The organism is Paenibacillus sp. MY03, assembly GCF_002165585.1.
In the GTDB taxonomy this organism is placed as follows: Bacteria; Bacillota; Bacilli; order Paenibacillales; family Paenibacillaceae; genus Pristimantibacillus; species Pristimantibacillus agaridevorans.
The window spans coordinates 245,692-262,530 of record NZ_MXQD01000013.1; the positions used below are offsets into that span (position 1 = coordinate 245,692).

Genomic DNA, 16,839 nt, shown 5'->3' on the forward strand with positions numbered 1-16,839 from the left:
TTATCCCTCCCTCTTATTCTAGTTCTTCGTTACTGCTGCTGCAGTCAGTGTTTATCCCCACTCTTTCTCTCTTCATTTCCAAGAAGTGAAGCCCCCAATTCACAACGAAGATTCGATTGGGGGCTTCATGATAAAGGAAGGTTAATTCATTGATTAAGCTTCTGGCTCCTTGACGGTAATCGTAATCGTCTCGCTGGACGTCTCTCCCGCCGCATTCACCAATACGGCGCGGTATTCGTATATGCCCGGAGCTCTGCCGGAGATGTCCGTTGTCGCCTTCTGGGCGCCCGGGGTCGCTGCGGTCAGCGTCTGCGAGTCGATCAATTCCCCGTTCTCGTACAGCCGATATTCGGAACCGTTCGTTCCCCACCACATATTCATCGTAACCTTGTAATTCCCGTCACCGTCCCAGTTGTCATGGGACACTGCCGGTTTGCCCGGCGCGGCATCGGTGACGGTGACGACAAGCGGGTCGCATGCAGTCGTGCCGAAGGCATTTGTCAGCTCGCAGGTGTACGTATACGTTCCGTTCGCCTTGCCTGAAATATCGGTTCTCACGGTTTGCGCACTAGGCGAGTTGTCCGTCAGCATCCGCGTATCCATGGGCACGCCGTTCTCGTACAGCTTGAACTCGGTGCCGTTGTTCCCCCACCACAGGTTCATGGTAACGGTATAGCTGCCGTCCTTCAGTCCATCGTGACCGTTGTTGTCGGAAAGGACCGGTTTCCCCGGTACCCCTCCCGCGAGCGGCGTCTCATCGTGCAGCCACTGCGCCCAGCGGACCAGCGCGGCCGCCTGCTCTTGCGTCAGCTTCTTCCCGCTCTGAGCATTCGCTTCATGAATAAATGCCTGAAGCTGGTTCCGAGCTTCTTGACCTTTGCCTTCGGCAGCCTTCGCTTGCGCGCTCGCCAGCTTCTGCTGAAGGGATGTCGCAATGCCTTCCCATCCCGGAGCTCCGGTTTCTGCCGCGAAGGTACCGGTCAGCGCGGACAGACTGTCGAACGTCGCGACCACGCTATACGTATGCTCGGCAGATCCGCGGTGACCGGCGGAATCCACCGCATCCGCCGTTACGGTATGAACGCCCGGCTCAAGCGTATACGCCTTGACCTCTACAAGCGGCGCCTCGCACGACGTAGACGTGACGCCGGATACGGCGTCGACCGCGCTGCACGAGATGCTGATCGTCTGATCAATGGTATACGACGCTTCGCCGGCAATCGTGACTTGGGGCGCAGTCAGATCCATCTTCACATCCGCCGATTTCGGTTCCACCGCATCGGTTCCAGTTACCGGACGATACAGTATTTGGTGTATGCCTTCCTGGCTCAGCGTAACAGGCGCGTCATAGGCGAACCAGCTGGAGCCGCCGTCCATACTGTACTGCACATTCCCGTGAGCCGACAATGTCACCGTTACCGGCGCCGTGTACCACCCGTTCAGGCCGTTCGGTTCAGAAGGGTCGAGCGACGCCATAATCTTGACCACGAGCGAATTCAGCGCTTGCAGCAGGCTTGCCGCCGCCGCATCGATCTCCTCTTGGGTTGCCTCGGCAATATCGAAAACCTGATTCGCTTCCGAAGCTGCCGTCTGAAGAGCCGCTACGCTTTCTTCCGTATAATGCTCGGCTTGAATGGCAGCCGCTTCATCCAAAAGAACCGATAGCAAGCTGTTATCGATCCATTGCGCCGTATTGTTGTATACGGCCTGGATTTCCTCCGCGCTTAAGGCGGAATTGTAAATGCGGAACTCGTCGACCATGCCGTTGAACAACGGATCGTTGAACTGGCTCTTGCCGATATAATTCGCGCCCGGCTTGAGGTCGATCGGCTTGATTGTGACATTGGTGTTCGTAGCCTTTAGTTCGCCGTTCACGTACAGCTTCGCCGTATTGTCCCCAAGCGTAACCGCCACATGCACCCACTCATTCATCGGCATCACAGTCGTCTGCACGATCTGCTCGGCGCCGCCGTTCTTGATCGCGAAACGCAGCGTATTGTTGCCTGATTTCGGCGAAAGGAACATAAACTGATTCGTATTGTTGCCGAAGTCGAATATTCTTTGCCAGTTGCCGCCGCCTCTCCAGTTAACCCAGGTTGCTACAGTAATGGAATCGTAACCGGAAAGGGCATGTTCTGACGGCAATGTCACGTAGCTGTCCGTACCGTTCATATTGACCGCCTGATCCATCTTGCCCTCAGAGTAACCAGCGTTTCCATGGACCGTTCCGTCATGCTTGCCGAATGAATTCTCTACGTTGCCCTCGAATGAATACAGCGACAACGGCACTTCTTCAAGCGAAGCTTCCGCCTGCTCAAGCTCGGCAGCCAGCTGAACCTTATCGGCTTCCGGCTTCGCCATTTCCGCTTCGATCCGCGCGGCTTCCTTCAGGTACAGATAGTGGCTGCCCTGCGTATAGCCTTTAGACGGAATTATATTCAGCTTCACCTCGAAATCTACGATTTGGCTGGCCTCGAAGCTTCCGTTGCCAACCTTGAAAGTTACGGGGTGGCTGCCATAATCGGCCTGTCCCGGCGTCCAGGAGAGCACGCCGGCCGCTGCGTCGAAGGATGCGCCCGCTGGCAGATTCCCAGCCTGGTATGTCAGTTCCGCCCCCGAAGGATCGGATGCCGGCAGCTGATAGGTGAGCGGTTCCTTCGCCGTTACTTCCATAACCGGCTCAGCCGTGATTACAGGCAATCCTTTCACCGTAATCTTAATGGTTCTGGAGGTGGACAATGCTCCGGATTTGACGGTAAAGGTTACCGGATGCACGCCTCCCTGTTCTTTGGCCGGCGTCCAGTCGAATGTGCGCGTTTCCGCGTTAAAGGAAGCTCCTGCAGGCAGATTGACTGCATCGAATTGGACGCCGTCCATGCCGTTCATCTCTTCAATTGTAAAAGTCAGCTGCTGCTCCGCCATGACGAATCTGTCGCCGATCGGAGCGAGCACAGGCAGCCCTTCGATCGATTCAAGCCCTTCGAATGCCGCAAGCAGGCTCGCCGCGGCCGCATCGATCTCCTCCTGAGCCGCATCGGCATTGCCTGCCACCGACGCTGCGTCCGCATGCGCCGTTTGGAAAGCCTCATAGCTTTCTGCTGTGTAATATTCGGCTACGATCTCAGCCGCATCCTCCAGCAATTGCTCGAGCAACGTCTTGTCCATGCCGATTTCTTGGAACTCGATTTCTTCGAAGTTCACGAAGCCGTTATGATCGTCATAGATGCGGATATACCGATATGGCGTCTTATCCGGATTAAGAGCAGAATACCATTGGTACGTCGTCGTATTCGGAATCTTGTACAGATCGGTCCAATTCACGCCGTCATTAGAGCCCTTGAAGACGGTTCCGTTAATACGGTTTACATGCGTTCTTCTCGGCAGGTAGCGGAACGTATCCACTACTTTTTCGTTCCCTGCGCCAAAGTCCACGTCAACCCAGCTCACGGCTGACCTGGTGTGGGCAATCGTGTCGGGATTTCCGTCAAATAAATACCATGCGTTCTGTTCCTCGGAGATGTTATTATTCTGCCAGAACTTCTCGGAAGCTCTGGCCATCGATGGATCCATCTGAATTGTCGTCAGCAATGTCCGAACCGAAACGAGCAGCTCTTCAGCCTGCTCCAGCTCGGCCAATAGCTGATCGATATCAGCGTCGGGTTTCTCTATATCCGCCTGGATCCGCTCCACTTCCTTCAGATACGGATAGTAGCTTGCTCTCGTGTAATTTTCCGCAGGCAGAACATTTAGAACTACTTTAAAGTTAATCGTTTGGCTGACGGCGAACCATCCATTGCTTACCGTAAAAGTTACCGGATGGCTGCCATAATCAGATTGGTTCGGCGTCCAGCTGAATGCGCCTTCCGCCGTGTCCAACATTGCGCCTAGCGGCAGCTCGCCTGCACGGTATACAAGCGGCTCGCCCGCCGGATCGGAAGCCGGCAGTTCCAACCGGAACGGCTGCTCAGCCGGCAGCTCAACCGTTGTTGCCGGCTCGAATAACGGCTGCCCTTTCACGGTAATTCGGATCGTCTTCGACGAGGATAAATCGCCGGCCGCCGCCGTAAACGTAACCGCGTGCACGCCGCCTTGTTCTCTCTCAGGCATCCATTCAAAGATCCCGGTCGCCGCATCGAAGGACGCTCCTTGAGGCAGATTCTGCGCGCCATAAACAACAGCGTCGTTCGTATTTACCGCTTCGACTTTAATGGTTAGCAATCTCTCCGCAACGATGGACCGGCCTCTCAGCGATTCCAGCACTGGCATGCCTTCGATGTAGTCCAAAGATTCCATTGCGTTGAGCAACTGGTTCGCTGCTGCATCGATTGCCTCTTGGGCTGCATCTGCATCGTCCAATACGGTTGCCGCATTGGCCGCTTCCGTTGCAACAGCTTGCACGCTTTCAACCGTATAAATGCCGGCCTCATTCACTGCGGATGCTTCATCCAGCAATTCCGCGAGCAGCGTCTTGTCAATGCCAATTTCAAGGAACTCGATCTCTTCAAAGTTCACGAAGCCGCTATGGTCGTCGTAAATGCGAATATAACGGTAGGGCGTCCTGTCGGGATTGAGGGCAGAATACCATTCATATAGACCTACCCCTTTAATGCGATGCAAATCCGTCCAATTCACTCCATCATTCGAGCCCTTGAAGACGGTTTCGTTGATACGGGCAGTAGCATCCCTTCTCGGCAAGTAGCGGAACGTATCCACCATTTTTTCGTTCCCTGCGCCAAAGTCCACATCTACCCAGCTTTCCTTGGACCTGGTATGGGCAATCGTGGCGGGATTTCCATCAAATAAGAACCAGGCGTTCTGTTCCTCGGAGATGTTATCGTTCTGCCAGAACTTCTCGGAGGCTCTGGCCATCGATGGCTCCACCTGTATTTTCGTCAGCAGCGTCCGAGACGAAACAAGCAGCTTCTTCGCGTCATAGATTTCGTCAATCAGCTGCGCCTCGTCAAATTCGTTCTCCATCATCTCCGCTGCAATACGATCCAACTGCTCATGGTATAGATAGAAGCTCGCCTTTGTATAGTCGTAGGCCGGCAAGCTCTTCGCTTCTTCCATCACCGTCGCAATCGAGTCCGCATTGGCGGAAGCGACAGCCGAGAACGGTTGAGGGGAGCCGTCGTCGTGAACGGGCAGCACCTTGTAATACACGCTTCCATACCGCAGAGCGTCCCGGAATGGCATCGCTCTTGCACCCGTGAGGACCTCCTCCCAAGGGGAACCGTCTTCCAGCTCGGTCGTACCAGGCTTGAATACCGGATCGGTCAAACTCGCCTCCTCATCATAGGTGCGGTATACGTTGAACCATGAGGCATGCTTTGGTTTATTCCAATGCAAAGTGATTTGATCTTTATCCTTTTCCACAAACGGCATCAGACTCTCTCTCGGCATAGCCGATACGGTTACTTCGCTGAATGCCGCCTCTTGAGTCGAGACAAGTCCTGTATAATAGGCATATGGAAATAAACTTTCTGACTTCGCGACGTATTCCCAATCGACTCCGTCCTTCGATACAAAAGCATAGGCGATCTGCGAATTATGATGCCATAACAACTTGATATAAGGATAGTCGTCGACATGATACCCTTTAACTCCATGATTGAACGGACTTACAGGTTTACCGCCATTCCACACCACGAAGGATACTCGATTACGATCCTGCAATACCAGGTTTCCTTGGTCATCCGCGCCGAAATATAGATAACGGGAATTTGCAGAAAGCTCTTCCCTTAACATAAGACCGCTGAGAGAGCCGCTATTCTGATCAATTCTGGCACTAATAGAGCTATTGCCAACGGCTGTCTGATGGACAAAGTGGAAGGAATCCTGAATATCTCTTTTATAGATATTAAAATCGTCTCCTATACCCAGGCCATTTCCATCCGCATCCTCGATTGTTATCCCATCGCCGTTAACCGTTGCGCTGCCTTGGGCGGTGCCAATGAAATCCTGCTGCCATGGAGAAGCAAGATTTTGGGATGCGGCATCGCTCAGATCAGCTTTGGCGCGCCATGATTCCCAGCCTGATCCATGTTCATTCACGGCTTCCACTTTATAATAGTACACGTTTCCATTTACTACATCGGTGTCTTTATAGTGATTGCCCGTTAACCCTTCTGCAATCACGGCATACGGACCATGTTCCGTTTCAGAACGTTTGATGGTATACGTTTTTCCTCCGGCAGTCGTTTTCCATATAACATCTACACTGCCATTTCCTTCAACCGCTTTGGCAAAATCAACATGATTTGGTTTTGGAGCCGGATCAAATTGGTTTGATAATTTTAGAATCATTCCTCTTTCAGGTCCAATGGTTACTTTGCCATTGACTACCGGAATCGTTGTTTTAGATACAAAATCGAAGATCTCGTTTCCTGTATAATCGGAAGGCAGCTCCACCTCAAAGGAACGTTCATTTCCGTATTCAGCACGAGTGGTATTCGTGAGGATGAAATACTCCCCATATCTTGCAGCCATTAAATCCGTCAAAGATGAATAGGGATGATCGACTTCAAAATTGTCCCGGACTACTGTACCAACCCCTGGCTGATAAGCAATGGGCAATATTTCACCTGCCAGGGCTGAAGGCGCGAATCCTTTGACTGGCGGTTCTCCTCGCTGGAAATAGACATCCATATCTTGCGATCTGATGTAGTAATCTTCATATTGCAATTGATTATTGTGAGCAATCTGCACCAATCGCACATACTCAGGCGTGACAATATGAAGGTTTCCAGTTCCCGGAAATGCCATGTTATTCTTCGATAGCGACCCGAACATTCTAAAGTCCCCATCTCGCATGGAGATGAAATTATTATCTACATCGATCCATGCAAACTGTTCATAGTCCTCCGGATTCACACCTAATGCGGCAATCTCTTCTTCCGTATAATAATCGAAATCGGTCTGGGGAATGACGACCCCTGCTTTTACATCATTAAACCTGGCATAGTCCTTCCGGGTATTGAATATATACTCATAGGTTTCACGCAGATGGAAATCCCTCGAATTCAAATCGCCCATTAAGCGATTATCCATCTTCATCTGCTGTACGGCCCCTACGGTATATCTGGCATAGTCCCAATACTTCTCCCATTCCGGACCGCTATATCGTTCCTCATGATCCGCCATATATTTTTCTAAATACGCATAGGACGTGCCATATCCGAGCATTCTGGCGCCATACGCAATCGTTCTGGAAGGCATACCCCCATTTCGTTCATCTAACGGGGAATTCATCGCTAATAGTCGTTTGCCCTCATCATCCAGATCAGCGATTCGAGTCCATAAACGACCATAAAAGCTGTTAAGGGCTTGTTTCAGAAGCTCATCATTGAGCGCTTCATCCCCGGGCTGATCCAAGGTTCGATAGAAGTATTCCAAAATATAATTGGTTACTTCCCCATAAATGCCTACAAAGTGATTTTCTCTTCCCAATCCGCCTTGGGTTAGATTTGTATGTTGTTCTCCATAAGGCTTGCGTCGAACGACGCGGTCCTCTTCATCCAATTTGCTTTTGGCGAGACCTTTCCCGACTATGTGTGTATAATCATCCGTAAAGACAGCCGAACCATCATGAGCAAATAAAGAATGATAGAGATCTAATTCTTCCCCATTAGGTCCCACCAATACTTCTTCGCCTAACCAGGGTTTTATTCCAAATATTTCGAATAAAATTTGATGACTGCGCTCTTTCCCTTCATAAAATTCGGACCCTACCATCCTGAGCCCTTCATGAGCTTTCCATGCGCCTTCGTACGTATAGAATACTTGATTCGTAATATACGATTGTCTGGAACGGGCGAAATCAAAATTAGCCTTCAGCACTCGTTCCCATGCCATGCGGCGTGTTAATGCTTCCCCATTCCACCCTGCGCTGGCAAGAGAAAATTCGCCTTCCACCGTTCCTGTATCAAAGGGTTGATCCAGGAAGGCATTATATTCTTCTTCTCCTAACACATCTTCATCAAAGATCAGGGTTTCCGCAAGATATAAAGCCTCTCCCAGTTCGCCGTAAAAGCCGCCCCAATCCCCTTGATGTCCTCCGCGAAGCACCATCCTTGTATCTTTGTAATAGTTTTTCGTATGAACGTCAATGGCTTGGAACATGCGCATTAATGCTTCGCGTTTCGCTTCCGGGGTTTTCATTGGAGATATGTCGTCTTTCAAGACCAAGGCATAATACCGAAGAGCATTTGTGTATTTCGCGATATTTAACGTGTTGTTCGGATTTTGTCCAAGATGGTTATAATGATTCATAAAGGTGGTAATGGGTTCTTGGCTTAACTGCGCAACCTTTGCTTCAATTTCCTCAAAGGTATCACCGGATTTCAGTACGGTCCCCGGTCCCTGACCTTCTTTAAATTTAAACCCCTGCACTTCATCCTCTACATCAATATAAGCCTGGGCATGGGTATAACCGGTATAGTACCCTCTTGATGGTTGGTCTACCTTCCCCCAAGGAATCGTTGTATTGATTGTGATTTCAACGATTTCCTTCCCTCTCGTCGACTCCAGGGGAAGCACAATGGTGCTGTATATAAATTGATTCGGTGCTCGTTCGCCACTTAACAGCGGAGAATAATCCCCCCCTTTGAAATACCCGATCTGTTCGCCATTGATCACCATTTGCGCTCGAGAAGACATCGTCTCATCCCCGGCGAATTTAACCGTAAAGTAATTTTGCAGATACGGATCCACCTTCATCGAGAAGGTTAAAAAACCTCCGGTTTCTGAAGCAGGAATACGCGGCTCAGATACCCTGGCATTTTCCCCCTTAAAACCGGTAATAACACTTGTAAACTCCCCTCTGAAATTGTGAGCGTTTTCAGAATCGGGATTACCGAAGTCGATCTTATCCAGAATGCCTTTAGCTGGATCAGACTGAGCAGGTTCAGTCTGCGAATCTTCATTGGCCGCGAATACGCGACTATTCGGCGCGGGGACAAGCAATTGCAACAGCATGACTGCCGCCAGACAGACGGCCAGCGCGCGCGCCGCCCAGGTTGTTTTCTTGTTTTGCAAAATCATAAGTGATACCCTCTCCTTACATCATTTTTTGCTTGCTGCTTCTTTCGCCAACCCCAAGCTTGCTGCGTATGCTCTCGTATTCTTTTCTCTCACCTCCCTTAGGGATGAAATACATTAGGAGCACCTAAAGATTTGATTTAGCTAAATCTCTAGGTGCTCTTCATTCATCGTGATTTAAATTTCAGTATTTTAATTTTTCTGAGCGAGGAAGGCGTTGATTTGATTTTTTAATTCCTCTTTGATTTTTTCTACGCCCGAATCCTTCAAATCCTTATTCATCTTCGCCAAATTATCTTCAACTTCGCCAAAACCTGACAATAAGAATGGAAGATACTTATCCATGACGGTGTTGCATTTGGCGATTTCATTTTTCACAGGCTCTGGATCAAATGTAAATCCTGCCAATACATGTTTCTGATACGTGTCCGGCTTATATTGATATTCCGTATATTGTTGAATCTGCTCCGGAAGTCCGGCTGGAATTCTGGTCAATGTCGGATTCCAGGTCAATTGGTAACCAGGGAACGAGTAATTTTTTGCCGGATCGACACCGTCCGGAACTTTCCACTGGTTCTCTCCAACAGCCTCCCAATTTTCGCCTTCGATACCGTAAGTGAATAAGTCGTTGTTCTCCTGGCTGGAGAACAGCCAATCCAGGAATTCCATGGTTCTGTCGATTTTCTTGGAATTAGCAGGTATTGCTACGAAATTCCACGCCTTGCCGTCCGTGGATTGCGTTCCAGGCGTCATTTCCTGATTGTTCTTCATGATCGGCCAGAAACCGATCTCCGCATTCGGGTTCTTTGCCTTTTGCTCGGCTTCTTTCCCCTTGAAACCGCCTACAGTCAAGTATCCTGCAGCTTCAGGCTTACCTGTTCCAGTCGTGTTCGTCAAGGTATCTACGGGAATAAATTGGTTAAACCGCTTCGCTTGATTAAACTGGTTCATCAGATAATTCAGACCGTATTCGGGATGAAAGTTAGCCCATTCGGATGCCGGGTCGCCATAAGCCGCCACACCCGCAACGGATTTCCCGTCATCGGCGATTTGAACGTAAACAAAATTTTTCTTCGGATTTGATTGGCCGGTGAACGGAAATACTTTCCCCTCCAGCTGTTGCGCATTGATATCGGTAAATAATTTAAAGAACGCCGTATTTCCATAGTTTCCAAACGGGATCATATCTTTTTCGTTTTCTTTTACTTTTTCCAGGAAGTTATACAAATCGTCATAACTGCTGATCTCGTCCATTCCATACTTCTTTAATAAATCTTTTCTGTACCATACGCCCTCCATATCCATGAAAGAGTTGGTAATCGGAATGGCATAGGTTTTGCCGAAGAGCTTGTTATCATTGATATACTCTTCGGAGAAAGCCTTTTGAAGTCCAGGATATTTGGGGTTGTTAAAGTATTCGCTTAAATCCGCCAATACGCCGTCTTTGGCGAATTTAGTCAATTCCCACGGGATAAACAGGTCGACGTCTTCTCCCGAAGTCATCCATAATTGATGCTTGGTTCCATAGTCGGCAACCGGTGTCCATACCACATTCAATTTCGTATTAAGCGTGTCTTGCGTCCGTTTCTCGAACTCTCTGAAAGCGGGATCCACATCGCGATAATGTCCGTTCTCATTCCCGAAGAAACGAATATTAAGCGTAACCGGATCCTTCTTGGCTGCAGGATCCGTACCTTCTGTCGGACTGCTGGTTGGCGCCGTGCTTCCAGAAGGCCCGTTTGTTTGCTTGCTGCATGCTGCGAATAAAGCAGCTAACATCGTGACGGCAAGCAACGTGACTAAAAACTTTTTCTTCATTTTTTTTCCTCCCTTTTATTGGTCCATGCATATATACTAAACCGCTGTTGCGGGTTTAGCCCTTAACGGCTCCAACTACTAATCCCTTAACAAAGTACTTTTGCACAAATGGATAAACAAATATAATAGGGCCTGTAGTGACTACGGCTGTAGCCATTTTAACCGTATTTTTGGGGGCAACATAATTAATCACAGCTCCTTGCATGTAATCCATTTGATACATAAAGTCCACTTCTCTCAGTACCTTCATGATCAGATATTGCAAGGAGTACAGATCTTTATCGTTAATATAAAGGGTGGCTTCAAACCACTTGTTCCAGAAACCGAGTCCATAAAACAATCCGATTGTTGCCAGTGCGGGTTTTGCCAATGGAAGGATGATTTTAAATAAAATATAGATGTCATTCGCTCCGTCTATTTTGGCGGACTCCGCCAGCGAATCCGGTATTTGATTGAAGAAATTTCTTAACAGAAACATATTAAACGGATTAATCAACGCCGGTACAATATAAACCAGGATATTATCGCTTAAACCTAAATATTTGGAGATAAGGAGGTACGAAGGTATCAAACCTCCGTTAAACAACATCGTAAAAAAGACGAAAAAAGCAAATTTGTTTCTGTGGGTAAATGTTTTGACGGAAAGGGCATAAGCCATAGCGCTGGTAAGGATCAGGCAAAGGAATGTACCCGCAACCGTGATAATGATCGTTGTCCTGTAAGCGGTGAATATGGTGTTATCCTGAAAGATGACCTCGTAAGCAAATAACGAGAAATCTTTTGGAATAAGAGAAAAACCGGTTAATTGTACAGCTTTTTCGCCTGACAGGGAGCTTGATATAATAAGGATAAAAGGCACAATGCAAAATATGGAAAATATGGCCATGAAAACATAAGAAAATAGATCTATTGCTTTATTCTCCAAGCTGTTTTTCATTTTCAATCTCCTTCCTTTAAAAAATGGCAGAATCCGAATCATATTTCCTGGCCAAATAATTCGCTACAAATACGATGACTAAACCTACAATGGATTGGTAAAATCCAATCGCGGCAGTCATGCTCATTTCATTCATTTGCCTGAGCATTCTGAATACATAAGTATCAATGACATCGGTCGCCTCATACAAGCTAGGGTTGTCGCCTACAATCGCATAGATCATTCCCAGATCTCCGTGGAATATGCCCCCGATGCCAAATAAGGTCAATAGAACGGCTGTTGATCTAAGCTGCGGCAACGTAATCTTTGTAATGCACTGCAACCGGCTTGCCCCGTCAATTTTGGCAGCTTCATACATACTCTGGTCCATGCCTGCTATAGCTGCCAAATAGATAACGGAGCCGAAACCCGCATCTTTCCATATTTTTAGAACAACCAGTATGCCAACCCATAAATTCGGATTGGAATAAAAATTGATTTCCTCTCCTTCCTGAATAAACCCAAACGTTTTTAAAATGGCATTAATAAAACCTACATCAGTCGACAATAATGCAAAAACAAACATCGACACCAAGGTCCAGGAAATAAAATGCGGCAGAATGACAACAGATTGTGTCGCTTTCTTATAATGTTTGGATCTGATTTCGGATAAAACAATGGCAATCAGGATCGCAAAAAACAAACCGGAAAAAAGAAACAATATATTTAAATACACGGTGTTCCAGGTTACGACCAGCCAATCCTTGGAGGAGAAAAAATACTCGAAATTTTTCAGACCTACAAAATCACTTCCAAAAAGTCCTTTCACCACATTAAAATCTTGAAAAGCCAAGATGATTCCTACCATCGGCAGGTATGAGAAAATCACAAAAAATAAAACGCCTGGTAAAACCAATAAGTATAAATATAAATTTTGTTTCACATCCGATAGGAAGCTCTTTTTTTTCTTCTTCAACACTACGCGGTCCGTATTGTTACTGCCCAGTGCTACACTCATACTGATCATCCTCCCTATATGCTAAGCAAATCTCATGGCTCGCGTCGTGGTCACACTGAAAGCCCTTTCCCCTTTGACTCTAATGGCACATTTATGCTCGTTCAAGTTCGCGTTTTATCAATTATGATGTTTGATTGTATTTGAACCGGTTCGAAAACACGCTTCAACGTATCCCGATGCTATTTGAACTCCGGCGGATTACAAGAAAAAAGAACCGACAGCTTGGATGACTACATCGACATAGTCATACCGCTATCGGTTCTTTGTCCTTCCCCTTACTCATTCGAGGTTCGCTTGCTTGGACTCCCGTTGTCTTGGATACTCATTCGATAATTCTCCGGGGTTTTGTAAAAGTGTTTTTTGAATATGGTAAAGAAGTGCTTGCTATTCTCCGGATACCCAACCGCTTCCGCGATCCTGCTGACAGGATCATCCGTTTCAAGAAGAAGTCTCTGCGCTTCCGACATCCTGCATTGTGTAATGTAATCGGATAATGATACGCCTGTTATCTCTTTGAATATAGACCTGACATAATTAGGGGACAGCTCTACATGGTTCGCTACCGATTCCGTCGAAAGATTTATGCTATTATAATGCTTTCCGACATAATCCTTTATTTTATTCGCAATCATGGATTTTACATTTTCTTTTGCGTCATTGCCTTTTGTCTCTATAACTCTGGAGCAAAGGGAATACAGATACGTTTTGATTTCCTCCAACGTTTCGCAGGTCTGAATTTCGGCAATAAGCACCTTTATGCTGTACTCTCCATTCTCTATGCTAGTCTTGGCTATACCGCTTAGTGTCCTTGTGAGCAAGACGGCTAACTGAAGCACCGTGATTTGGATTTCATCCGCGCTGGATAAGACAAGCCTTTCAAAAAACTCGTTGAGGCTTGTGTCCATTTTTCGCATATTGCGTTCCTTTATCGCTTCGATCATTCTCTTCTCAATTTCATAAGGATAGTCATGGAGACCCTTATTGTCTCGTTCGGCTATATCGCCATATTCTATGACTGCTTTTCTGCCGTAAATAATGCGATAATTCGAGGCTGCCAGCGCATGCTGGAAGGATTGTCCGATCCCTTCCACCCCTTCTACCCTATCGCCTATTCCCGCAGATACCGAAATCTTCAAATATTTTTCTACCTGATCTTGTATTTCCATTGTCGAATCGATGATATGACTCACAATCTCGTCGCTTCTATCCTTTACATTTATAATCATACTTACATAATCGTATCCGTTATCGATACCCTCTACCTTCAATCGTTTTTCCCTGAAGAATTCGCTGGCAATATTAAGAATTGCAAATTTAACCAATCTTACATCCTTCGACCATTTACCTGATAGAACTTTTTCGAGCGAATCCATCTTAAGCACGAGGGTTACGTAGTATGGATCGTCGAAGCTTACCCCGCATTCCGTCCTATAATCGTTGTCGCGGATTTTATCGTCGGTTTCCCCATCAAGCAATTTGCCCAACAATGCCTTCTTCTTATCATTCAATAGCCGGTTTGAATCCAGTCTGTATTTATGAAGCAATTTTCGAAACGGATTATAAATACTCGAAGTAAACAATACAGCCAGAACGATTCCAGCAAGGATGAAAATAATCGTTAATATCAATAAAGTTCTTTGCATCGAATAGGCCGACAACAACAGCTTGCTATAATCGCCTATGCCTATAAATATCAAGCCTAGATGTTTTGCTTTCACATAGCTGACAAGGGACTCCCTGTCATTAATCTTCGTTATAAAGCTGCCTTTTTCATCATTTGACAACATGATTTGTTTGGCAAAGCTTTCATTGGACAGATTTTTATTGATCATGGAAGTGTCATCATGCGACAATACATTACCGTCTTTATACATGATCAATACTTGATTGAGATCCCCGGCGCTCCCGCTGGTAACCATCTCCTGCAGAACTCTTTCATTTAAGTTAATGACTAATGACGATTCGACTTCACGCTGACTTGAAGTATTGGTTAGAATCAACGTCAAGAAATTTTCGTTTATCGTTTTGTTGTTTATTACATAATCCACTTTTCTTGTGAAATATTTACCCGATACATTTTGCTCTTTGTTACTGAAAATATGAATTATATCTTGATCCAAGAAATCTGCTGTGGACTGAATCCCTTCTCCTACCTCGGATATATTGAAAATGACCCTGTCCGTCTTTGAATTATAAAGATAAATGGACCGAATAAGCGGATTTGACTTCACGTATTGCCTTAATTTCCGCAATACATCTTGATCGGCGAATGCGTCTGATTGATCAACATACAAACCATAATTAAAATCGCTATCCACACCGTTAATAAATAACTGATAAAAGTTATAATAGACATTTATGAGCATTAAATCCGCAATATAATAGGATTGCGATATAAAATTTTCAGAAGTATGACTGACTTGCTCTATACTTTTATTGCTGTAAGTACGAAATAGTACAAAAGAAAAAACGGTTAACAGAACGATAACAATAACTAAATAGGAGGATAAGATTTTGATCAATAAAGGATTTTTCCTAAAGAGACGTATTAGCCTTCCCCCTGTACGTTCTACCTTCATCCGTCTATCCCCCTCGATATCTCTATTGGGAGAACGAACTGGGAGACTGATCTTGTATGCAGTCCCCCAGTTCGCTCAGAACCGTTATTTAGTCATTTACGAAACTGAATGCCATCGGCGTGCTCATTGATGTCGAAATGTCCTTGCTCCGCATTCAAGATCAATTCACCATTTATATGCAGATTTGTGAAGGTGACACCCTCCACAGTCCTTTCCCGGTCGAATCCGTAAATTCGGTTTTTGTTTTCATTTCTTCCATTATAGGTCACGTTCCGGAAATGAATGTTCTCAATCCGTTTACCGGCAACGGGGTTTGGAGTGCTACGATAAAAATGCAGTCGAAAAACCCCCTCATATGAAATAAAATGAAAGCTGACGAGGGGACGGGAGACAATGAATCGATACGACAAAGCATTCAAAGAAGAAGCAGTAAGATTGAGCGATGAGATTGGACCAACGAAAGCCGCCGAGCAGTTAGGCGTATCCTACTATACGTTGCAGGAATGGAGAAGGCGAAAAACCCTGCACGGCGACGGAGCACATATCGGGAGTGGACGTGCTTATGTATCTGCCGATAAGACTGCACGAGAAATCGAATTAGAAAAAGAAATAGGCGAGTTGCGTCGTGCGAATGAAATTCTCAAGGATGCACTCGGTTTTTTCGCAAAAGACCGGAAGCGGTAAAGGCATGCCAGCTCTATGCGTACATCCGTGAAAGACGGGATCAGTGGACCGTCAAGGAGATGTGCGAAGTACTTGCTGTCAGTGAATCGGGCTATTACCGTAGCTTGAAGCCCAGACCCAAACAGGAGCAGCAGCAACTTCTTCTGGTCAGAATCAAAGATATCATTGAAGAGCATGAAGACAACTGTAATTACGGGGTCCAGCGTATTGTGCTGGCGCTGTCACAAATAGAGATTACGACCAGCTACAGCACCGTCTACCGAACCATGAAGAAGCACGGCCTGCTGAAGAAAGTGAAGCGTCATCCGAACGGCATTACACGCGAGGATGCGGCAGCTCAAAAGAGCGAGAACCTGATCCAGAGAGACTTTAGCGCCTCAGCACCAAACCAAAAGTGGCTATCGGATATCACCGAGGTCCCTTGTTCAGACGGCAAGCTATATCTATCCGCGGTACTGGACTGTTTCAACGGAGAGATCGTAGGCCTCGCTATGGACGACAACATGCGCAAGGAACTCTGCATTCAAGCCTTTGAGAACGCCTGTAAAGCAAGAAATGCTCGCGGAATGATTTATCACAGCGATCGAGGCAGCCAATTCACGAGCCATACATTCCGAGAACATCTGGCTAAACGAAATGCCATTCAGAGCATGAGCGGCACAGGGCGTTGCTATGACAACGCAAGAATGGAAAGCTTTTTTGCTACGTTAAAGAAAGAGAAGCTGTACAAGATCAATACAGAGCACTACCCGATGGCCTATGTGAAATCGATTATTTTCAGATAC

General features: G+C 46.7%; 6 protein-coding genes and 2 pseudogenes. 2 read left to right on the top strand and 6 right to left on the bottom strand.

The annotated features are described in order from the left end of the window. Window positions 1-153: 153 nt before the first annotated feature. The 6 genes and pseudogenes from B1748_RS38175 to B1748_RS15800 all read right to left on the bottom strand — a co-directional run. Window positions 154-750: pseudogene (locus B1748_RS38175) on the bottom strand (chitinase N-terminal domain-containing protein); the annotation flags it as partial. A 969-nt stretch (window positions 751-1,719) separates the two neighbouring features. Then, window positions 1,720-9,042: pseudogene (locus tag B1748_RS15780) on the bottom strand (putative Ig domain-containing protein); the annotation flags it as partial. Between the two features lie 189 nt (window positions 9,043-9,231). Further along, a complete protein-coding gene (locus B1748_RS15785) occupies window positions 9,232-10,857 on the bottom strand; it encodes an ABC transporter substrate-binding protein (RefSeq protein ID WP_087568892.1) in 1,626 nt (541 codons plus the stop codon). 55 nt (window positions 10,858-10,912) lie between these two features. Beyond that, window positions 10,913-11,794: a carbohydrate ABC transporter permease gene (locus tag B1748_RS15790; protein WP_087568893.1), complete on the bottom strand. Its 882-nt coding sequence runs from the start codon at window positions 11,792-11,794 to the stop codon at window positions 10,913-10,915. Window positions 11,795-11,810: 16 nt separating this feature from the next. Continuing rightward, window positions 11,811-12,791, bottom strand: a complete 981-nt coding sequence (locus B1748_RS15795; RefSeq protein ID WP_087568894.1) for an ABC transporter permease — start codon at window positions 12,789-12,791, stop codon at window positions 11,811-11,813. 275 nt (window positions 12,792-13,066) lie between these two features. Beyond that, entirely contained in the window at window positions 13,067-15,370 is a 2,304-nt protein-coding gene (locus B1748_RS15800; RefSeq protein WP_087568895.1) for a helix-turn-helix domain-containing protein, read from the bottom strand. A gap of 393 nt (window positions 15,371-15,763) precedes the next feature. On the opposite strand from B1748_RS15800, the gene B1748_RS15810 reads away from it, so the two are divergent. Further along, the gene (locus tag B1748_RS15810; RefSeq protein WP_087568896.1) at window positions 15,764-16,054 is read left to right on the top strand and encodes a transposase; all 291 of its coding nucleotides are present in this window, start codon (window positions 15,764-15,766) and stop codon (window positions 16,052-16,054) included. A gap of 23 nt (window positions 16,055-16,077) precedes the next feature. Next, a partial coding sequence (locus B1748_RS15815) for an IS3 family transposase (RefSeq protein ID WP_179215609.1) occupies window positions 16,078-16,839 on the top strand: 762 nt, incomplete at its 3' end.